The organism is Streptomyces sp. NPDC028722 (assembly GCF_040637655.1).
Classification (GTDB): Bacteria; Actinomycetota; Actinomycetes; order Streptomycetales; family Streptomycetaceae; genus Streptomyces.
The window spans coordinates 1-22,350 of the sequence record NZ_JBEZWU010000026.1 but is presented as its reverse complement, the minus strand read 5'-3'; the positions used below and the strand labels follow the sequence as shown (position 1 = coordinate 22,350).

Below are 22,350 nucleotides of genomic sequence, written 5' to 3'. Positions count from 1 at the left end.
CGGGTGCCGCGCCCGCGTGCCGGTCCGTGGGGAATCCGGTCCGCCGGGTGTCTCGGCGGTGGCACTCTGCGTACACTCGCCGCACACAAGGTGATCACCGTGGCGTCGGGGAGTGCGTGATGGGTACGGAATCCGTCCCTCGCAGAGAGGTGGTCACCGGACGGCCGCACACGCCCGGCGGCGGCCGCATCCTGCCGCCCCCGGTCCCCGTGGCCGCCCCCGGCCCCGCCGGCCCGGACGGCGACGCCGCCGTCCGGTCCCTGATGCGCCGTCAGATGCGGGCCGCCCTCACCGCGACGGCGCTGCTCGCGGTCCCGCTCGGTCTGCTCCCCGTCCTCCTGCGGGTCCTGCCCTTCGCCGACACCGCACCCCGCGTCGCGCCGGCCCTCTGGCTCCTGCTGGGCGTGGCGCCGTATCCGGCGCTGCTGGGCATCGGCGCCTGGTACGTCCGCCGGGCCGAGCGCAACGAGACCGGCACGCCCGCCCCCGCGGAGCGCCCCTGACCATGCGCCGACCACACACCGGGGCCGGCCGGTGAACCGGACGTACGGCATCGCGGGCGTGACGGCCGTGGTCCTCGCCACGGTCCTCGTCGGCGCGCTGGGCCTGCGCGTCTCCCGCACCACCTCCGACTTCTACGTCGCCTCACGCACCGTGGGCCCCCGGCTCAACGCCTGCGCGGTCAGCGGCGAGTACCTTTCCGCCGCCTCCTTCCTCGGCGTAGCCGGGCTCGTCCTCGCCCAGGGCGTCGACATGCTGTGGTTCCCCATCGGCTACACCGCCGGGTTCCTGGTGCTGCTGGCCTTCGTCGCCGCTCCGCTGCGCCGCTCCGGCGCCTACACCCTGCCGGACTTCGCCGAGGCCCGGCTGGAGTCCCGGGCGGTCCGCCGGGTCGCGGGCGGCCTGGTCGTCGGCGTCGGCTGGCTGTATCTGCTGCCCCAGCTGCGCGGGGCCGGGCTGACCCTGCGGCTGCTCACCGGCGTGCCCGGCTGGTTCGGCGGACTGATCGTCGCGGCCGTGGTGACCGTGGCGGTGGCCGCCGGCGGGATGCGCAGCATCACCTTCGTCCAGGCCTTCCAGTACTGGCTGAAACTCACCGCCCTGCTGGTGCCCGTGGCCTTCCTGCTGCTCGCCTGGCGCGCCGACCACGCCCCGGCTCCGTCCTGGGACGACCGGCCCGTCTTCCACCGCTCGACCGAGGTCCGCCTGGACCGGCCGGTCACCCTCACCGCCCGCGCACCGGTCCGCGTGACCGTCTCCGGCTCCGTCGACGGCCGTACCCTGCACGGCGCGCCCCTCACCCTGGCCGAGGGACGGCACCGGATCGGCGCGGACACCACCCTGCGCTTCCCGGCCGGCGCCCGCGTCCCGCTGCCCGACGGCGCGCCCGGCCGTACGGCACCGTCCAGTTGGGCGAGACCGCTCTCCGCGGACCGCGAACAGCACAGCTTGTACGCCACCTACGGGCTGATTCTGGCCACCTTTCTCGGCACGATGGGCCTGCCGCACGTCGTCGTCCGCTTCTACACCAACCCCGACGGGCGCGCCGCCCGCCGCACCACCGTGATCGTGCTCGGCCTGCTCGGCGCCTTCTACCTGCTGGTGCCCCTGTACGGCATGCTGGGCCGGCTGTACGCGCCCGACCTGCTGCTGACGGGCGACACCGACGCCGCGGTCCTCGTGCTGCCGCAGCGGCTGATCGGCGGTGTCACCGGTGACCTGCTCGGGGCCCTCGTCGCCGGCGGCGCCTGCGCGGCGTTCCTGTCCACCGCCAGTGGGCTCACCCTGTCCGTGGCCGGCGTGCTCGCCCAGGACGTGCTGCCCACCCTGGGCGTACGCCACTTCAGGTTCGCCGCGCTGCCCGCGATCGCGGTGCCCACCGCCGCGGGTGCCGTGGTCAGCGAGCTGCCGGTGGCCGACGCGGTCGGGCTCGCCTTCGCGGTGTCCGCCTCCTCGTTCTGTCCGCTGCTCCTGCTCGGCATCTGGTGGCGCGGCCTGACCCCGCCGGGCGCGATCGCCGGGCTCCTGCTCGGCGGCGGCTCGGCGCTCACCGCGGTGACGGTGACCATCGCGGGTGGCGCCCGTTCGGGCTGGCTGCACACCCTGCTGGCCTGGCCCGCGGTGTGGTCCGTGCCGGTGGGGTTCGCGGCCATGGTGCTGACGTCCCTGGCCACCCGCGACCGGGTGCCCCTCGGCACGACCGCCACGATGGCCCGCCTCCACCTCCCCGAACCCGCCCCCACCCACCTCTGATCACCACCTCCACCACCCAGTCCTGATCGCCCCCGCTCCCGGCCCCCCGGACCACGTCCGTCCGCCACGACCGGCCGGCTCCGCCCCGGCCACCCCCTCCGCTACCCCTACCGCCACCGCCACCGCCACCGCCACCGCCACCGCCACCGAGGAGTCCTGTGTCCGTCCGTCCGCCGGATCATCTTCGGCCGTACCGCTCATGACCGTGCTCGTCACCACGGCCCTCGTGCTGGCCGGGCTCGCGCTGTTCGTGCTGGGGGCCGCCCTGGGGCACGGCGCCGCGCGCCGGCAACTGGAGCACACGGCCGGCACCGACGGGACGCGCGCCCTCGCGCACGCCCTGCACTCCGCCGCGCTCGCCGCGGCACCCCTGCGCGCGGGACTGGCCCCGGACACGGCCCGCAGGACGGCCCGTCGGCTGCGCCCCCTGCTCGGCGCCCCCGCCCTCGCCCTCGCCGACGACACCCGGATCCTCGTCTGGGACGGCGTCGCCGAGCACCACCGCGACCAGTTCGCGGCCCGGCTGGCCCCCGCCCCGCGCCCCCGTACCCTGGCGCTGTCCTGCGCCGACGAGGGCTGCCCGGTGCGCTGGGCCGTGCTCGTGCCGCTGAGCGCCGACGGGGTGACCGCCGGCACGCTCGCCGTGTTCGCGGAAGCGGAGTCCGCCACGCTGGCCCGGGCCGCGGAGGAGGCGGCCCGCCGGCTCTCGGTGGACCTCGACCTGGCCGGCCTCGACCGGGCCCGCTCCAGCGCGCACGAGGCCGAGGTGCGGGCGCTGCGCGCACAGATCTCCCCGCACTTCGTATACAACTCCCTCGCGAGCATCGCCTCCTTCGTGCGCACCGACCCCGACCGCGCCCGCGAACTGCTCCAGGAGTTCGCCGAGTTCACCCGTTACTCGTTCCGCCGCGACGGTGACTTCACCACCCTCGCCGAGGAACTGCGCTCCATCGAGCAGTACCTGGAGCTGGCCCGCGCCCGGTTCGGCCACCGTCTCCAGGTCACCCTGCGCATCGCCCCCGAGGTGCTGCCCGTGACGCTCCCGTTCCTGTGCCTGCAACCCCTGGTCGAGAACGCCCTCAAGCACGGCCTGGAGGACTCCGTGGAGCGCAGCAGGGTGACGATCACCGCCGAGGACGAGGGCACCGAGGCCCGGGTCGTCATCGAGGACAACGGCGTCGGCATGGAACCGGAGCGGCTGCGCGAGATCCTGCGCGGCACGGCCGGGGCGTCCACGGGGATCGGCCTGAGCAACGTGGACCGCAGACTGCGCCAGGTGTACGGCGACGACCACGGCCTCGTGATCGAGACGGGCGTGGGGGCCGGTACGAAGATCACGGTCCGCGTGCCGAAGTTCCGGCCGGGCGTCCAGGCACCCCCGCCCTGACGCCCCCGTCCGGCCATCATGGCCGAACCTCGACGGTTGCGCCACCGGATCAACGGCCCTTGTTCGCCGTGGCATTGGTCACGTTCACACAGGCGCCGACAGGGGCAGGGCTTCTCTCCGGGGAAGCGGGGCGGCGAGCCGTCCTGCTACGGGGACAGGGGTGGGACTTGTGTGGGGGAATGGTGAACGGTGGCCGTGATCACGCGTGCGCCCCGCCAGTCGTCGGCGAGCGTTAACGGCAGCGTCACAGCGATTCGTGGTGCTTCACGGCATGCATACGTATGGTTGTGCGAAGGGATCCATGAGCGGATGGCGAGGGCGTTATTCCTCGCCGGTCATGTGAGGTTCGTGCGCGACTGCGGTTCACCATGCGTGTAGCAACACGGACGACCGGCGCACAGGCCGCCAGGGGGGTTACTTGATGTTCTTCATCGAATCGGGCCGTGTCGTGCAGCGGCCGCTCCGGCAGGGCGGAATGCGCAGACCGTTCGTTCGCGCAGCACGGCGGACGGGGCGCTGAGGCGCTCCGGTCGAGTCGGAGAAGGGCGGACCGCACGGATCGTGCCGTGCGGGCCGTCGGCGGACAAAGCAGCTGTGAGGTGCGGAATCGTGCTGGACGGCGGACGCGAGCAGACGCAGGACACCTTGCGGTTCTTCCGGGCGGGTCCCCGGAGAGCCACGGCGGGGGGCAGGGCACCACCTCCGAGCGGCCCCGAAGAAGCGGCCAACGGGTCAGAGCGACACCCCCACGAGATCACAACGCCACCCGATCACGAGTCAGAGGTTTGTAGTGCCCCCGCGATATTCAGTCATCTCCGAACAAATTCTTCTGGAATCATCTTCCGAACCGGGCCGCTCTATTGCACAATCCGCGCTGTTCTGGCTCGATGGGCGACTTGGCAAAAGCATGGAGTTAGCAGCCGCGGCGTCGCAACCGGTCCCGGGGGAACGGACCGGTCGCGTCAGTTCGCTCGAGGCGCGCATCTGGTACGCCACGCTGCTGACCCGGGTCCGCGGCCTGCGGCCGGCCGGCCGTCTCATCGCCGGCGCCGCGTCCGCCCCCCATGCGTCGCTCCGCCCGGAGGTGCAGGCGGCGCTGCACCTGTGCCAGGCGGAGATCCACCTCGCCGCGGGGAGAACCGCCGAGGCGGCGGCGGCGGCCCAGGCGGGGCTCCGGCTGGCCGGCCAGGCCGGGAGCCGTGGTCTGCCGCCGCGGGGGCACGTGGTCATGGCCGTGTGCTCGGTGCGTTCCCTGGATCTGACGACGGGTCTGCTGTACGCCAACTACCTGCGGGACGCGGGGCTGCTCGGGCAGGAGAACCTCATGCCGGGCCAGTGCGTGTGGGCCGCCGCCCAGGCGCTGGAGGCCCGCAACGGCCTGGAGAGCGTGGCCCATCTGCTGAAGGGCATCGCCCACGACGACGTGCTCACCAGCGACCTGCTGGTGTCCCAGCCGGCGGCGGCCTCCTGGCTGGTGCGGGCCGGGCAGCGCCTCGGCGACGACGGTCTCGCCGAGGGGACCGCCCGCCGCATGAGCGCCCTCGCCCTCGCCAACCGGAGCTTCCGCAGCGTCCAGGCGGCGGCCGAGCACGCCGCCGCGCTGTACGAGCGGGACGCGGACGCGCTGGAAGCCGCGGCGGAACGGCATCTGGACGCGTGGGCCCGGGCGTCCGCGCTGGAGGATGCGAGCCGTATACGCTCCGCGCGCGTCTCGGAGCGCGACCGGGCGGTCGACCTGCTCCGGCGCGCGGCCGACGCCTACCTGGGAGCCGGTGCGTCCCGCGACCTGTCCCGGGTGCAGAGCCGGATCCGGGAACTCGACGGCCAGTGCGGCCGGCCGGCCCGCAGCCGGACCCGGGTCAGCCGGCTCACGGACACCGAGTTCGCGGTGGCCGAACTGGTCAGCCAGGGCCTGACCAACGGGCGCGTCGGCAGCCAGCTGTACATCTCGCCCCACACGGTGGCGTTCCATCTGAAGAAGATCTTCCGCAAGCTCGACGTCACCTCCCGCGTCGAGCTGGCCCGCTCCTGGAACCGGATCCTGGTCGAGGAACGCCCCGACTCCGCGCGGGAGTCCGAGCCCGGGTTCAAGATCCGGCCGCCCATGGCCCGGCAGGCCGGGTAGCCCACCCGTCGGTGCGGGGCCGTCGTCGCAGGTGGCAGTCCCGCGCCGGGACCACCGACCCCGCCCTACCAACCTGGGGGATGCCGCCGCGGCGGTGTCTGCCCGTAGCCTCCCGACGAGGGAAGCACCGCTCCTCACCGTGGTGTGCCGTCCGTCGGCGAGTGCCGGCCGGAAGGGACCGGGCGGGTCGCCGGAACAGCCGTACAAGTGGCCAGGAGTCATGTCATGACGCATCTTCTGCACATCGACGCGAGCATCCGCTCCGGCGAGTCCGTGACGCGGCAGCTCACCGCCGAGTTCGCCACTCAGTGGCGGCAGAACCACCCGGACGCCGGTTACACCTACCGCGACCTCGGTACCGAGCCCGTCCCGCACATCACGCACGAGGTGCGGGAGTGGCTCTTCGACCCGTCCGGCGACCTGCACGGTGTCAGCCCCGAGGAGCAGGCGCTCACCGAGGCGCTCGTCTCCGAGGTCCGCGAGGCGACCACGATCGTGCTCGGCATCCCGATGTACAACTACACGATCCCGTCGTCGATCAAGGCCTGGATCGACCGGCTGGTCAGCCCGGCCCACATGATCCTCCCGGGTGCCGAGTCCGGCGCGCTGAGCGGCAAGAACGTCATCGCCGTCACCGCGCGCGGCGGCTCCTACGCCCCCGGCACCCCGCGCGAGGGCTGGGACTACCAGGAGCCGTACCTGCGGGCCGTGCTCAGCGCCATCGGCCTCGCCGACCACCTGAAGTTCGTGCACGCCGAACTCACCTTCGCGGCGATCGTCCCCGCCATGGCGCAGCTGAAGCCGCTGGGCGAGAAGTCCCTGGCGGACGCGCGCGAGACCTTGCGCAAGCTGGCCCTCTGACCTTCGGCACCACCGTTCTCGCGGGCGGGCGCACCCGTGGGGGGCGCGGTTCTCCGCGGCCAGGTACGTTCGCACACACTGTGGGAAAGGTGCTTCATGAGCGAGATGCTCTCCTACGAAGAAGTCTGGTCACGCACCCATCACTTCGACCCGCCCGCGATCTTCGACGCGCTCCGGGAAGAACGCCCGCTCGCGCGGATGGCCTACCCCGACGGCCACATCGGCTGGATCGCCACCAGCCACCGGCTCGTCCGTGAGGTTCTCAGCGACCCCCGCTTCAGCCACAGCCTGGAGATCGGCCACTTCCCGGTCACCAAGTACGGCGCCCCCGTACCGCAGTTCGCGGCGCTGCCCGGCATGTTCATCCACATGGACCCGCCGGACCACACCCGCTTCCGCCGCATGCTGGCGCGGGAGTTCACCGTCCGGAGCATCGCCGAACTCGCCCCCCGCGTCGAGTCGGTGGCCGCCGAGCAGATCGAGGCGGTGCGCGAGCACGGCGCCCCCGCCGACCTGCTCGCCACCTTCGCCAAGCCGTTCGTCCTGCGGGTCCTGTCCGAGCTGGTCGGCCTGCCGTACGAGGAGCGGGAACGGTACCAGGACGTGCCCGCCCTCACCCACGACCCGGACGGCGACGCCGAGGAGGCGATGGCCGCCTACGGACAGGTCGGCGCGCTCATCGGGGAGACCATCGAGCGCAAGCGCAAGGAACCCGGCGACGACATCATCAGCCGGCTCCTGGCCGCCGGCGAGCTGTCCGACGAGGAACTGGGCAACATGGTGGCCCTGTTGCTCTTCGCGGGCTACGAGACGACGGAGAGCGCTCTCAGCGTCGGCGTGCTGGCGCTGCTGCACCACCCCGGGCAACTCGCCGCCCTGCGCGCCGACCTGACCCGTGTCGACGCGGCGGTGGAGGAGATCCTCCGCTATGTGACCGTCAACCAGTACGAGATCTTCCGCACCGCGCTGGAGGACGTCGAGCTGGACGGTCAGACCGTGAAGAAGGGGGAGACCGTCACGGTGTCCCTGCCGGCCGCCAACCGCGACCCGGCGAAGTACGGCTGCCCCGCGCAGCTCGACCTCGACCGCGACACCGCCGGACACCTGGCGTTCGGCCACGGCATCCACCAGTGCGTCGGCCAGAACCTGGCCCGCCTCGAACTGCGCACCGGCCTGCGCGCGCTGCTGGAGGCCTTCCCGGACCTGCGGGCGGCCACGCCGGCCGAGGAGATCCCGCTGAGCCTGCGCGGATCCGTCTTCGGACTGAAGAGCCTGCCCGTCACCTGGTAGCACTCCGCACCTCTCGGTGACACCACCCCTCCGACCACCTCCGGCGGCGTGGCGGCGCCCCGCGCAATGTCGCGCGGGGCCGGCCGCCCCCGCTCCTCCGGGCGCCTGACGGCCGCGCGCACCAGCGCGGCGCGGGCATGTTCCGCTCCCGTCGCTCAGGACGCCGGCCGGCTGTCCGATGCCGCACAGCCGCCTCCGCCGTGTCCGGCAACCGCTCCCGACCTGCTGTTCCCGGTACCCGCTGCCGCCCTGTGGAAGGAGTCCGAGGCGTGCGTCCCGACCTGGTCACACCGCTTGCGGTCATGCTCCGACAGCACGCTTCCCGCACCCCCGAGAAGGCCGCCTTCGCGGACGACCGGCGCTCCGTCACGTACGGCGAGCTGGAGGCGCGTACCCGTCGGCTCGCCGGACATCTCGTCCGCCTCGGTCTGCGGCGCGGCGACCGGGTGGCGCTCTGCCTCGGCAACTCCGTCGACATGGTGGAGGGTTACCTCGCGGTCGTGCGCGCCGGCGGCGTCGGCGTCCCCGTGAACCCGCGGTCCGCGCCCGCCGAGCTGGAGTACCTCCTCGCCGACAGCGGCGCGGTGTTCGCCCTCGCCGGGGCGAGCAGTGCAGTGACGTTTCTCCAGGTGGTGGCGTCCACCGCGCCCCGTACGACGGTCCTGGTGGCCGGCACCACGTCCGTGCCGCCCGGCACCCACGCCTACGACCAGCTGGCGGTCACCGACCCGGGCACGCCCGCCCCCGACGACCTCGGCCTGGACGAGGTGGCCTGGATGTTCTACACGTCCGGCACCACCGGGCGCCCCAAGGGCGTGCTGTCCACCCAGCGCAACTGCCTGTGGTCCGTCGCCGTCAGCTACGTGCCCCTCCCGGGCCTCACGCCGGACGACCGGGTGCTGTGGCCGCTGCCGCTCTTCCACAGCCTGTCCCACATCGCGTGCGTGCTGTCCGTGACCGCCGTCGGCGCCACCGCCCGCATCACGGACGGCAGTTCCGCCGACGACGTACTGGACCTGCTCCGCGAGGAGAAGGCCACCTTCCTCGCCGGTGTCCCCACCACCTACCACCACCTCGTCGCCACCGCCCGGCGCACCGGCCTGTCCCTGCCCGACCTGCGCATCGGCCTCGTCGGCGGCGCCGTCACCGGCTCCGAGCTGCGCCGCTCCTTCGAGGAGACCTTCGGCGTCCCGCTGGTCGACGCCTACGGCAGCACCGAGACCTGCGGCGCGATCACCATGAACCCGCCGGACGGCGCCCGTGTCGAAGGCTCCTGCGGGCTGCCGGTCCCGGGCGTCGACGTCCGCGTGGTCGACCCCGGTACGGGACAGGACGTGCCCACCGGGCAGGAGGGCGAGGTCTGGGTCAGCGGCCCCAACGTCATGGTGGGCTACCACAACAGCCCGGAGGCGACCCGTGCCGCCCTGCGCGACGGCTGGTTCCGCACCGGAGACCTGGCCCGCCGCGACGCGGCCGGCTACTTCACGGTCTGCGGCCGGCTCAAGGACCTGATCATCCGCGGCGGCGAGAACATCCACCCCGACGAGGTCGAGGCGGTGCTGCGCGGCGCCCCCGGAGTCGCCGACGCCGGAGTCGCCGGCGCCGCCCACGACACCCTGGGCGAGGTCCCCGTCGCCTGGCTGGTCCCCGGCCCGGCCGGCCTGGACACGGCCGCCGTCCTCGAACACTGCCGCACCCGGCTCTCCGCCTACAAGATCCCCGAGCGGATCCACGAGACCACCGTCATCCCGCGCACCGCCTCCGGGAAGATCGTCCGCCGGCTGCTCGCCGCACAGCCGTACTGGCCGCGGCACACCGCCGACGGCCACCACGACGCCCTGGTCACCTCCGCCTGGATCCCGGCGCCCACCGGACCCGCCGCCCGTCCGGTCGCGTGTGCCCTGGTCGGTGAGGACACCACAGGGCTCGCCGCCGCCCTGCGCACGGCCGGCGTCCGCACCGGCCACCACCCCGACCTGGGGTCCGCGGCCCGGAGCGGCGCGCCCCTGACCGTCCTGCTGCCGCCGGCCGCCACCGCCGACCCCGCCACCCCGGCCCGCGTCCTCACCGAACACGTCACCGGCGGCGCCGCCCCCGCACCGCTCGTCGTCCTCACCCGCGGAGCGACACCCGCGGGCGACACCGCGCCCGACCCCGCGGGCGCCGCCCTGTGGGCCGCCGTACGGTCCCTCCAGGCGGACGGACACCCGCAGGTGACCGTCATCGACCTCGACACCGACGGCGCGGACGCGGACACGCTGCTCACCGCCCTCGCCACCGACGAACCCCAGGTCGCCGTCCGCGACGGCCGGTTGCTGGTGCCCCGGCTGCTGCGCGCCCCCCTGGACGACCGGCCACGGCCCGCCCCGGCACTCGCCCGCCCCGGCACCGTCGTCGTCACCGGCACCGACACCCCCCTCGGCGCCGCGCTCGCCCACCACCTCGCCGACGTCCACCGGGCCGCCCACCTGCTGCTCGTCCACGCACCCGGCACCACCGACGGCACCGACCCGGACGCCTGGCCCCCCGGCACCCACATCACCGGCGTCACCGCAGCCGGCCCCGGCCCGCACCACGCCCTGGCGGACCTCCGGCACCCGGTCACCGCCGTGGTGCACACCACCGGCGATCCCGGACTCGCCCACGCCCTCGACGACATCGCCGACGACCGAACCGAGTTCGTCACCGTCACCGACGGCTCCGCCACCCTGGGCGCGCCCGGTGACCCCGACCGGGCCGTCCGCGACGCTCGCACCGAGGCGGTCACACACGCCCGCCGGGCCCGGGGCGCCACCGCCTCCACCCTGGCCTGGACCGGCTCCCGCGACACCGGGGACGAACCGGAACAACCAGCCGACCTGCTGGCCGCGTTCGACGTCCTGCTCGCCGGCCGCGCCCCCGCCCTCCTCGCGCCCCGCCCCGCCCTGGCCGACCCGTCCCGGCCGGCACCCGCGCTCCTGCGCGCCCTGACCGAGCCGCCGGCCCGGCAGGTACGGTCCGACCCGGCGGTCACCGCGGCCCTGCGCACCCGCCTGGCCGCCTTGGACGAGCGTGCCCAGCTGTCCCACCTCGAACAACTCGTCCGGGAACAGGCCGCCGCGGTCATGAACGGACCGGACGCGGCCCCGCTCCCCGCCGGCCGCGCCTTCCGCGACCTCGGCCTGACCTCGGTGACCGTCGTCGCCCTGCGCGACCGGCTCACCGAACACACCGGCCTACGGCTGCCCACCACCGTGACCTTCGACCACCCGACCCCACGTGACCTGGCGGCCCACCTGCACGCCGCGGTCCTCGGCCCGGACGACAGCCGGGCGCGGCAGGAGCAGCCGGCCGGGGCCGCCGACCCGCAGGAGCCCATCGCCATCGTCGGCATGGCCTGCCGGCTGCCCGGCGGCGTCAACACCCCCGACGAACTCTGGCAGTTGCTCGCATCCGGCCGGGACGCCGTCTCCGGTTTCCCGACCGACCGGGGCTGGGACCTGGACGGCCTCTTCGACCAGGACCCGCAGAGGACGGGCACCTCCTACGTCGACCGGGGCGGCTTCCTCGCGGACGCCGGCCGGTTCGACGCCGGCTTCTTCGGGATCTCCCCGCGCGAGGCGCTGGCGATGGACCCGCAGCAGCGGCTCCTGCTGGAGACCTCCTGGGAGGCACTGGAACGGGCCGGTATCGACCCGGTCTCCCTCAAAGGCACCGACGTCGGCGTGTTCGCCGGTGTGATGGGCCAGCAGTACGGCACCGGCGGCGAACTCCCCGCGGAACTGGAAGGGTTCGTGACCACCGGCACCGCGACCAGCGTGGCCTCCGGCCGGGTCGCCTACGTGTTCGGCCTCGAAGGCCCCGCGGTCACCGTGGACACCGCCTGCTCCTCCTCCCTGGTCGCCCTGCACCTCGCCGCCCAGGCCCTGCGCCGCGGGGAGTGCGCCATGGCCCTGGCCGGCGGCGCCACCGTCATGGCGACCCCGGGTACCTTCGTGGAGTTCTCCCGGCAGCGCGCCCTGGCCGCCGACGGCCGCTGCAAGTCGTACGCGGAAGCCGCCGACGGCACCGGCTGGGCCGAGGGCGCCGGCGTCCTCGTCCTGGAACGCCTGTCGGAGGCCCGCCGCAACGGGCACCGGGTGCTCGCGGTGGTCCGGGGCAGCGCGGTCAACCAGGACGGCGCCTCGAACGGCCTCACCGCTCCCAGCGGCCCGTCCCAGCAGCGAGTGATCCGCAAGGCACTGGCCGACGCGGGCCTGACCCCGGCCGACGTCGACGCGGTCGAGGGCCACGGCACCGGCACGACTCTCGGCGACCCGATCGAGGCACAGGCCCTGCTCGCCACCTACGGCCAGGACCGCGAAGCACCCCTGTGGCTAGGCTCGTTGAAGTCCAACATCGGGCACACGCAGGCCGCCGCCGGAGTCGCCGGCGTCATCAAGATGGTCCAGGCGCTGCGCCGCGGTGTCCTCCCGGCCACGCTGCACGTCGACGCCCCCTCCTCCCAGGTCGACTGGACGGCGGGCGCGGTCGAACTCCTCACCGAGGCCCGGGACTGGCCCGAGGCCGGCCGCCCCCGCCGGGCCGGCGTGTCCTCGTTCGGCGTGAGCGGCACCAACGCGCACGTGATCCTGGAACAGGTGCCGGACGAGCCCGTCACCCCCACCGAGACGTACGACGGGGTCGTTCCGCTGGTGGTGTCGGCGGCTTCGGAGGGTGCGCTGGCGGGGCAGGCGGAGCGGCTTGCGGTGTTCGTCGGTGACACGGATGTGTCGCTGGTGGAGGTCGCGGGTGTGCTGGCGGCCCGGCGTGCGCTGCTGTCGGAGCGGGCGGTGGTGGTTGCTGGTTCGCGTGCGGAGGCGGTGGCGGGGCTGGGTGCGCTGGCCCGGGGTGAGTCGGCTGCCGGGGTGGTGAGCGGTGGGACGGCTGCCGTTGGGCGGACGGTGCTGGTGTTTCCCGGTCAGGGTTCGCAGTGGCTGGGTATGGGCCGGGAACTGCTCGACTCCTCACCGGTGTTCGCCGAGCGGATCGATCAGTGCGCCCGCGCGTTGGAACCGTGGATCGACTGGGACTTGACGGCCGTGCTGCGCGGTGAGGCCGACGCCGGCCTCGTCGCCCGCGTCGATGTGGTGCAGCCGGCGAGTTTCGCGGTGATGGTGGGGCTGGCGGCCGTGTGGGCGTCGGTGGGTGTCGTGCCGGATGCGGTGGTGGGGCATTCGCAGGGTGAGATCGCGGCTGCGTGTGTGGCGGGTGCGTTGTCGCTGGAGGATGCGGCGCGGATCGTGGCGGTGCGCAGTCAGGTGATCGCCGGTGAACTCGCGGGCCGGGGCGGCATGGCCTCCGTGGCCCTGCCCGAGGCCGACGCCGCCGCCCGGATCGCCGCGTGGAACGGCCGGGTCGAGGTCGCCGCCGTGAACGGTCCTTCGTCGGTGGTGATCGCCGGTGATGCGGAGGCTTTGGACGAGGCGTTGGCCGTGCTGGAGGCGGACGGTGTGCGGGTGCGTCGGGTCGCGGTGGATTACGCCTCGCACACCCGTCATGTCGAGGCGATCGAGACGGCGTTGGGGGAGGTGTTCGCGGATATCCGGAGTCAGGCGCCGGTGGTGCCGTTCTTCTCGACGGTGACCGGTGGCTGGGTGCGCGACGAAGATGCCCTGGACGGTGGTTACTGGTACCGCAATCTGCGTGGCCAGGTCCGTTTCGGGCCGGCGATCGCCTCCCTCCTGGCCGAGGGGCACTCGGTGTTCGTGGAGTCCAGCGCTCACCCCGTTCTCGTGCAGCCGGTGAACGAGATCGTGGACGAGGCGCAGTGCGAGGCGGTCGTCACGGGCTCCCTGCGCCGGGAAGAGGGCGGTTTCCGGCGGTTGTTGACGTCGATGGCCGAACTGTTCGTCAGCGGCGTGGCGGTCGACTGGACGGGTGTGCTGCCCGAGGGCGCCGGTGCCGCCGATGTGGAGTTGCCGACGTATGCCTTCGAGCACCGGCATTACTGGCTGAAGCCCGCTCCGGCGGCGGACGCGGCCTCTCTGGGGCAGACCCGCGCCGACCACCCGCTGCTCGGCGCGGTCGTAGGGCGGCCCGACTCCGGGGGGTTCATGACGACCTCGCGGTGGTCGTCGCGCGCGCAGCCCTGGCTGGCCGAGCACCTCGTGGGCGACGACACTGTCCTGGTGCCGAACGCGGCACTGGTCGAGCTGGCGGTCCGGCTCGGTGACGAGGCCGGGGTGCCGGTCGTGGCGGAACTGACCGTCGAACGGCCCGTGGTCCTGCCGGCGCGCGGTGGCCGGGCCGTCCAGACGGTGGTCGGCGAAGCGGACGGCACGGGGCGGCGTACGGTCGAGGTCTACTCGCGTGCGGACGGCTCCGGGCTGGACGCCGTCTGGACGCGGCATGCGCACGGCACGCTGGCGCCCGCCGCTCCCGAGGAGGACGACGACCAGCCGGCCGCCGGGCCCGGTGTCGAGGTGACCCTCGACGAGGCCGCCGGGGACGCCGACCGGTACGGCGTACACCCCACCCTGCTGGACGCGGCCGTGCGGACGGCGCTGCCCGCCGGGACCCTCGCCGCCACCTGGCGCGGGGTCAGGCTGCACGCGTCGGGCGCGACGACCGTCACGGTACGGTCGGCGGGGGAGGGCACCACCCGGCTGGAGCTGACCGACCCGGCCGGGCGGCCCGTGCTGAGCGTCGACGCCGTACTTTCCGAGCCGTTCGACGCGGCACGCGCCGGGCTCGCCGAGGCACTCACCCAGGACGCGCTGTTCCGCGTCGACTGGACGGAGCTGCCGCTTCCGGCGGGTGACGGGACGCCGTCCGCCGTCACCGTACGGACCGCGCGGGACGTCACCGCCGACGCGGCGGACGCCGACGTCCTGCTGTACGCGGCCGACCGCGCGGGCGGTGAGCCGCGGGCGGCGCTGGCCGCCGCGCTCGCGGTCCTCCAGGCCTGGCTGGCCGAACCCGCCCTGGAGGGGACGCGGCTGGTCGTGGCGGCCGTCGACGCCGCCACGGACCTGGCCACGGCCGCCGTCCGGGGTCTGCTGCGCTCCGCCCAGTCCGAACACCCCGGCCGCATCGTGCTCGTCGAGGTCGACGGGCCGGGCGGCGCCCAGGAAGCCGACGCTGCGGTCCGCTCCGCCCTGCCTGGCCTGCTGGCCTGCGGCGAACCGCTGATACGCATACGGGCCACGGGAGCTTCGGACGCTCCCGGAGCTTCGGGGACCGCGGCGGCCGAGGTGCCCCGGCTGGTACGGGCCGACGTGCCGGCGGGGGCGGCCGACGTCCCGCAGCCGGGGCGGGCTTTCGATCCGGACGGCACCGTCCTGGTCACCGGCGGCACCGGCACCCTGGGCGCGCTGACCGCGCGGCACCTGGTCACCGACCACGGCGTGCGCCATCTGCTGCTGCTCAGCCGGCGCGGACCCGCTGCGGACGGCGCCGCCGCGCTGTCCGAGGAGCTGACCGCGCTCGGCGCCACCGTCACGCTCGCCGCCTGCGACACCGCCGACCGGGCCCAGCTCGCGGCCGTCCTGGACGCGGTGCCCGCCGCGCATCCGCTGACCGCCGTCCTGCACACCGCCGGTGTCCTGGACGACGGCGTGCTCACCGCGCTCACCCCGGAGCGCCTCGACACCGTACTGCGGCCGAAGCTGGACGCGGCCCTGCTGCTCGACGAGCTGACGCGGGAGCGCGACCTCTCGGCGTTCGTGCTGTTCTCCTCGGCCGCCAACGTGTTCGGCAACCCCGGACAGGCCAACTACGCAGCCGCCAACGCCTGCCTGGACGCGCTCGCCGGGCACCGCCGCGCACAGGGACTGCCCGGCGTCTCGCTCGCCTGGGGGCACTGGGAGCGGGCCAGCGGCATGACCCGGCACCTCGGCGCCGCCGACCTGCACCGCAACCGGCGTCTCGGCATGGCCGCGCTGTCCGAGGCCGAGGGCATGGCCCTGCTGGACCTCGCCCTGCGCCCCGGCACCGGGCTGCCCGCCGCCCTGGTGGCCGCGAAGCTGGACCTGCCCGCCCTGCGCGCGGCGGCCCGTACCGCGCCCGTGGCACCCCTGCTGCGGGGCCTCGCCCCGGCGCCGCGCGCACTGGCCCGTGCCGCCGGCAGCACCGACCAGGGCAGTGTGCGCGACCGCGTCGGCCGGCTGGACCCGGCCGCCCAGCAGGCACTGCTGCTGGACCTCGTCCGGGCCAACGCCGCCGACGTGCTCGGCCACGGCACCGCCGACGCCGTGCGCGCCGACCGGGCCTTCAAGGACGCCGGGTTCGACTCGCTGACCGCGGTGGAGCTGCGCAACCGGCTGGCGACCGCCACCGGTCTCACCCTGCCCTCGGCCGTCGTCTTCGACTACCCCAGACCCACGGCGCTCGCCGAGCACCTGCGGGCCCGGCTCGCCGGTGACAGCACCATCGCCCCCGCACCCGTCGGACCGGCGCCCGGCGCGGACCCGTCCGCGCCCGACGAGCCGATCGCGATCGTCGCGATGGCCTGCCGTTTCCCCGCCGGGGTGCACAGCCCCGAGGACCTGTGGCGGATCGTCGCCGACGGGGCCGACGCCGTCACGGAGTTCCCCGACGACCGCGGCTGGGACATCGACCGGCTCTACGACACCGACCCCGACAAGCCCGGCACGACCTACGTGCGGCACGGCGCCTTCCTCGACGACGCGCCCGGCTTCGACGCCGCGTTCTTCGGCATCTCCCCGAACGAGGCCCTCGCGATGGACCCGCAGCAGCGGCTGCTGCTGGAGACGTCCTGGGAGGCGTTCGAACGCGCCGCGATCGATCCCACCGGACTCGGCGGCCGGGACATCGGGGTCTTCGTCGGCGTCAACAGCCACGACTACACCGTACGGATGCACCACTCGGCCGACGCCGAGGGTTTCCGCCTCACCGGTGGCTCCGGCAGCGTCGTGTCGGGCCGCGTCGCCTACCACTTCGGGTTCGAGGGCCCGGCCGTCACCATCGACACCGCCTGCTCCTCCTCCCTGGTCGCCCTGCACCTCGCGGCGCAGGCGCTGCGCAACGGGGAGTGCTCCATGGCGCTCGCCGGCGGGGTGATGGTGATGGGCAACGTCGAGACGTTCGTCGAGTTCTCCCGGCAGCGCGGTCTGGCCCCCGACGGCCGGTGCAAGGCCTTCGCGGACGGCGCGGACGGCACCGGCTGGTCCGAGGGCGCGGGCGTGCTCCTGGTCGAGCGGCTGTCCGAGGCACAGCGGCAGGGCCACCGGGTGCTGGCGGTACTGCGGGGCAGCGCCGTCAACCAGGACGGCGCCTCCAACGGGCTCACGGCGCCGAACGGGCCGTCGCAGCAGCGGGTGATCCGCAAGGCGCTGGCGAACGCCGGTCTCTCGGTGTCCGAGGTGGACGCCGTGGAGGCGCACGGCACGGGCACGGTCCTCGGTGACCCGATCGAGGCGCAGGCCCTGCTCGCCACCTACGGGCAGGACCGTGACGAGCCGCTGTGGATCGGATCGGTGAAGTCCAACCTCGGGCACACCCAGGCCGCGGCCGGTGTCGCCGGCGTCATCAAGATGGTCATGGCGATGCGGCACGGGCTGCTGCCCCGCACCCTGCACGTCGACCGGCCGTCCCGCCACGTGGACTGGTCGGCGGGCGCGGTGGAGGTCCTCACCGAGGCCCGGGTCTGGCCGGACACCGGCCGCCCGCGCCGCGCCGGTGTCTCCGCCTTCGGCATCGGCGGCACCAACGCCCACCTGGTCCTGGAACAGGCACCCGCACCCGCCGGAGTCCCGGCGGACGGTGTCGTGCCCGCACTGGCCGACCGTGCCGCGCCGGCATCGGCGGGCGAGGCGGCTCCGGCACCGGCGGACCCCGAGGACGCATCGGCGCCGGTCATGGGGGACGCGGACGGCTCCGCGGGTGTCCCGGTGACGGTCGCGGGGGCCATGGATGGCTCCTCGGGTGTCCCGGTGGCGGCCGTGGGCACGGGCGACGCCTCGGGTGTCCCGGCGTCGGCCGAGGACGCGGACGCGACGCCCGACGGTCCCTTCCTCTTCCCGGTCTCCGGACGCACCCCCGCCGGTCTGCGCGGACAGGCGGCCCGGCTCGCGGACTGGGTGACGGACCGGACCGGGACGCCCCTCGGCGCCACGGCCCACGCCCTGGCCACCACCCGCGCCCACCTCGACCACCGCGCCGTCGTCCTGGCGGGCGACCGGCAGCGGCTCGTCACCGCCCTGCGCGCGCTCGCCGACGGCACGGCCGGTACGGACACCGCCACCGGCACCCCGGCCGACGGCGAACTCGCCTTCCTGTTCACCGGGCAGGGCAGCCAATGGCCCGGCATGGGCCGCGAACTCGCCGCCGCACACCCGGTGTTCCGCGACGCCTTCGACGCCGCCTGCGCCGCCGTGGAACGGCACCTCGACGGACTCGCCCACCCCCTCAAGGACGTGGCGTTCGCCGAGCCCGGTACCGAGCAGGCCGGCCTGCTCGACCAGACCCTCTACACCCAGGCCGCGCTGTTCGCCCTGGAGACCGCGCTGTTCCGGCTGTTCGCCTCCTGGGGCGTACGGCCCGGCCTGCTCGCCGGCCACTCGGTCGGCGAGATCGCCGCGGCCCACGCGGCCGGCATCCTGGACCTGGCGGACGCCGGTGAACTCGTGGCCGCACGCGGCAGGTTGATGCAGGCTCTGCCCGAGGGCGGGACGATGATCGCCGTCGAGGCCACCGAGGCCGAGGTGGCGCGGCTGCTCACCCGGACACCCGGCGTCGTCGGGATCTCGGCGGTCAACGGGCCGCGGGCGCTGGTCCTGTCCGGCGCCGAGGACGCCGTCCTGGCCGTCGCCGGGCGCCTCGCCAAGGACGGTCACCGCACCCGCCGGCTGTCCGTCAGCCACGCGTTCCACTCCGCACTGATGGAGCCGATGCTCGACGAGCTGCGCGCCGTGGCCGCCCGGCTCCGCTACCGGCCGGGCACCGTGCCGATCGTCTCCACGCTCACCGGTGCACTCGCCACGGACGGGCTGCTCGCCACCCCCGACTACTGGGTGGACCAGGCCCGGCACGCCGTGCGGTTCGCCGACGCCGTCACCGCCCTGCGCGACCAGGGTGCCGTGACCCACCTCGAACTGGGCCCCGGCGGAGTCCTCAGTGCCATGGCCCTCGGCACGCTCGGACCGGACACCCGGGGCTGTGTCACCACGCTGCGCCGGGACATCCCCGAGGACACCGCCGTCCGTACCGCGCTCGCCGAACTGCACGTACGGGGCGTGCCGGTCGACTGGACCGCCGTCCTCGGCCGTCCCGGGCCGGCCGTCGGTCCCGACCTGCCCACCTACGCCTTCCAGCACCAGCGGTACTGGGTGGAGGGCGCCACCGCCACCGACGCCGAGGCGCTCGGCGCCCGCGCCGCCGGCCACCCGCTGCTGGGCGGGGTCGTGGAGGTCCCCGGCACCCGCGGCGGCACCGGCGTCGTCCTCACCGGGCGGCTGTCCGGCCGCGGCCCCGGCCGCCTCCCCGGCGCGCACACCGACGGCGACACCACCGTCCCGGCGGCCGTCCTGCTGGACCTCCTGGTCCGGGCCGGCGACGAGGCCGGCGACGAGGCCGGCGGCGGCACCGCCGAGCGGATCACCGTCGACGCACCCCTCGTCGTCCCCGCGCACGGACACCTTCAGCTGCGTGTCTTCGTGGACGCCCCCGGCCCCGACGGCCGGCGAGGTGCCACCGTGCACAGCCGCCCGGCCGGCCGGGAGGGCGAGCCGTGGCTGCGGCACGCCCACGCCACTCTCGTGCCCGGCGTCCCGCAGCACGCGTTCGACCTGCGCACCTGGCCCGCGGAGCCCGCCGAAACCAGCGCTCTGCCCGGGGTGCGCGGCCTGTGGCGGCAGCCCGGCGAGATCCTCGCCGACATCGCCCTGCCCGACGAAGTCGTCGACGAGGCGACGGACTTCACCCTGCACCCGGTGCTCCTGGACGCGGCCCTGCGGCTCGCGGCCGAGGCCGCCCCCGGCGACCCGGACGCCGGCTCGCCAGCCGGGTGCGCCACTCTCGCCGTCTACGCGGTGGGCGCCACCGAGCTGCGGGTGCGCGTCACCCCCGCCGACGGCGGGCACCTGGTGGAGCTGGCCGACTCCGAGGGCCGGCCCGTGGCCCTGCTCGGCCCCGTGACGTTCATTCCCGCCGGGGACACCGGGGACACCGGGGACTCCGAGGACTCCGAGGACGCCAGAGACACCGGGGAGATCGAGGACACCGGGGAAACCCAGGGCACCGGGACCGCGACTGCCCCCGCCCGGCGTGTCATCCGCCGCGAACCCGCCGCCGACGGGCTGGCCGCCCGGCTGGCCGTTCTCGCCGCCGCGGAACAGCGCCGCGCCCTGCTCGACCTCGTCCGGGAGAGTGCCGCCGTCGTACTCGGCCACCGGGACACGGACGGCTTCGACGAGGGACAACCCTTCAAGAACCTCGGGTTCGACTCGCTCACCGCGGTCAAACTCCGCAACCGGCTGCACGACTTCACCGGTGTCAGCCTGCCCAGCAGCCTGGTCTTCGACCACCCGACCCCCGCCCTGCTCGCCGACCACCTGCGCGGCGAACTCCTCGGCACCCGCCCGGAGCCGGCCGCCGTCACCCGCCGGGGCACGGCGAACCCGGACGAGCCCATCGCCATCATCGCGATGAGCAGCCGGCTGCCCGGCGGCGTCAACAGCCCCGAGGACCTCTGGCAGCTCGTCATGGACCGGCGTGACGCCATCTCCGCCTTCCCCGCCGACCGCGACTGGGACATCGACCGGCTCTACCACCCCGACCCGGCCCACCCCGGCACCAGCTACACCCGCGCCGGCGGCTTCCTGCACGATGCCGCCCGGTTCGACGCCGGGCTCTTCGGGATCTCCCCGCGTGAGGCGCTGGCGATGGACCCGCAGCAGCGGCTGCTGCTGGAGACCTCCTGGGAGGCACTGGAGCGGGCCGGCATCGACCCCCTGTCCACCCGCGGCCAGGACATCGGCGTGTTCACCGGCATCGTCCACCACGACTACGTGACCCGGCTGCGCCAGGTGCCCGAGGACGTCCACGGCTACGTCATGACGGGTACCGCGTCCAGCGTGGCCTCGGGCCGGGTGTCGTACGTCTTCGGCTTCGAGGGTCCCGCGGTGACCGTGGACACCGCCTGCTCCTCCTCCCTGGTCGCCATGCACCTGGCGGCCCAGGCCCTGCGCAACGGCGAGTGCTCCCTCGCCCTCGCCGGCGGCGCGACCGTCATGGCCAGCCCGGACGCCTTCCTGGAGTTCTCCCGCCAGCGCGGCCTGTCCGCTGACGGCCGCTGCAAGGCGTACTCCGCCACCGCCGACGGCACCGGCTGGGCGGAGGGCGTCGGCGTGGTGCTGCTGGAGCCGCTGTCGGAGGCCCGCCGCAACGGGCACCGGGTGTTGGCGGTGCTGCGCGGCAGCGCCGTCAACCAGGACGGTGCCTCCAACGGCCTCACCGCCCCGAACGGCCCCTCGCAGCAGCGGGTGATCCGTAGCGCCCTGGCCGCGGCGGGACTGGAGCCCACCGACGTGGACGTGGTCGAGGGCCACGGCACGGGCACGACGCTCGGTGACCCGATCGAGGTGCAGGCCCTGCTGGCCACCTACGGCCAGAACCGTGAAGAGCCCTTGTACCTGGGTTCGTTGAAGTCGAACATCGGGCACACGCAGGCCGCCGCCGGAGTCGCCGGGGTGATCAAGATGGTGGAGGCGCTGCGGCACGGCGTCCTGCCCCCGACCCTGAACGTCACGGAGCCCACCCCGCAGGTGGACTGGTCGGCGGGCGCGGTCGAGCTGCTCACCGAGGCCCGCGAGTGGACCCGTGACGACCGGCCGCGCCGGGCCGCGGTGTCCTCGTTCGGCGCGAGCGGCACCAACGCGCACGTCATCCTGGAGGAGGCGCCCGACGCCGGCCCGGTGACCCGGCCAGAGGTGCCCACCGGCGTCGTTCCGCTGGTGGTGTCGGCCCGCAGCGCGGCCTCGCTCGCGGCCCAGGCCGGGCGGCTAGCGGCGTTCGCCACGGACACCGGCGCGGCCCCGGCCGAGGTCGCGGGTGCGCTCGTCTCCCGGCGCGCCCTGCTGTCCGAGCGGGCCGTCGTCGTCGCGGGTTCCCGCGCCGAGGCGGTGGCCGGGCTGGGCGCGCTGGCCCGCGGCGAGAGCAGCCCCCTCGTCGTGAGCGGAACCGTCGCCGGCTCCGGCGGCCCCGGCAGGACGGTGCTGGTGTTCCCCGGTCAGGGTTCGCAGTGGCTGGGTATGGGCCGGGAGTTGCTGGAGTCGTCGCCGGTGTTCGCGGAGCGGGTCGGGGAGTGTGCTCGGGCTCTGGAACCGTGGGTGGACTGGGACTTGACGGCCGTGCTGCGGGGTGAGGTTGATCTGCTGGCGCGGGTGGATGTGGTGCAGCCGGCGAGTTTCGCGGTGATGGTGGGGCTGGCGGCTGTGTGGGCGTCGGTGGGTGT

At 74.6% G+C, this 22,350-nt stretch carries 7 protein-coding genes; all 7 read left to right on the top strand.

The window, feature by feature from the left end:
- Nucleotides 1-119: 119 nt before the first annotated feature.
- Entirely contained in the window at nt 120-503 is a 384-nt protein-coding gene (locus tag AB0F03_RS30190; protein WP_361997550.1) for a hypothetical protein, read from the top strand.
- Nucleotides 504-534: 31 nt separating this feature from the next.
- A complete protein-coding gene (locus tag AB0F03_RS30185) occupies nt 535-2,253 on the top strand; it encodes a cation acetate symporter (RefSeq protein WP_361997548.1) in 1,719 nt (572 codons plus the stop codon).
- A 199-nt stretch (nt 2,254-2,452) separates the two neighbouring features.
- On the top strand, nt 2,453-3,640 hold the full coding sequence (locus AB0F03_RS30180; RefSeq protein ID WP_361997546.1) for a histidine kinase: 1,188 nt from the start codon (nt 2,453-2,455) through the stop codon (nt 3,638-3,640).
- Nucleotides 3,641-4,547: 907 nt separating this feature from the next.
- A complete protein-coding gene (locus AB0F03_RS30175) occupies nt 4,548-5,765 on the top strand; it encodes a LuxR C-terminal-related transcriptional regulator (protein WP_361997544.1) in 1,218 nt (405 codons plus the stop codon).
- Between the two features lie 225 nt (nt 5,766-5,990).
- The gene (locus AB0F03_RS30170; protein ID WP_361997542.1) at nt 5,991-6,626 is read left to right on the top strand and encodes an NAD(P)H-dependent oxidoreductase; all 636 of its coding nucleotides are present in this window, start codon (nt 5,991-5,993) and stop codon (nt 6,624-6,626) included.
- 96 nt (nt 6,627-6,722) lie between these two features.
- The gene (locus tag AB0F03_RS30165; protein ID WP_361997540.1) at nt 6,723-7,916 is read left to right on the top strand and encodes a cytochrome P450; all 1,194 of its coding nucleotides are present in this window, start codon (nt 6,723-6,725) and stop codon (nt 7,914-7,916) included.
- Nucleotides 7,917-8,185: 269 nt separating this feature from the next.
- A partial coding sequence (locus AB0F03_RS30160) for an SDR family NAD(P)-dependent oxidoreductase (RefSeq protein ID WP_361997538.1) occupies nt 8,186-22,350 on the top strand: 14,165 nt, incomplete at its 3' end.

Coding starts and splice junctions, on each gene's coding strand:
- AB0F03_RS30190 (WP_361997550.1), top strand. CDS start 120: ATGGGTACGGAATCCGTCCCTCGCAGAGAGGTGGTCACCGGACGGCCG.
- AB0F03_RS30180 (WP_361997546.1), top strand. CDS start 2,453: ATGACCGTGCTCGTCACCACGGCCCTCGTGCTGGCCGGGCTCGCGCTG.
- AB0F03_RS30175 (WP_361997544.1), top strand. CDS start 4,548: ATGGAGTTAGCAGCCGCGGCGTCGCAACCGGTCCCGGGGGAACGGACC.
- AB0F03_RS30170 (WP_361997542.1), top strand. CDS start 5,991: ATGACGCATCTTCTGCACATCGACGCGAGCATCCGCTCCGGCGAGTCC.
- AB0F03_RS30165 (WP_361997540.1), top strand. CDS start 6,723: ATGAGCGAGATGCTCTCCTACGAAGAAGTCTGGTCACGCACCCATCAC.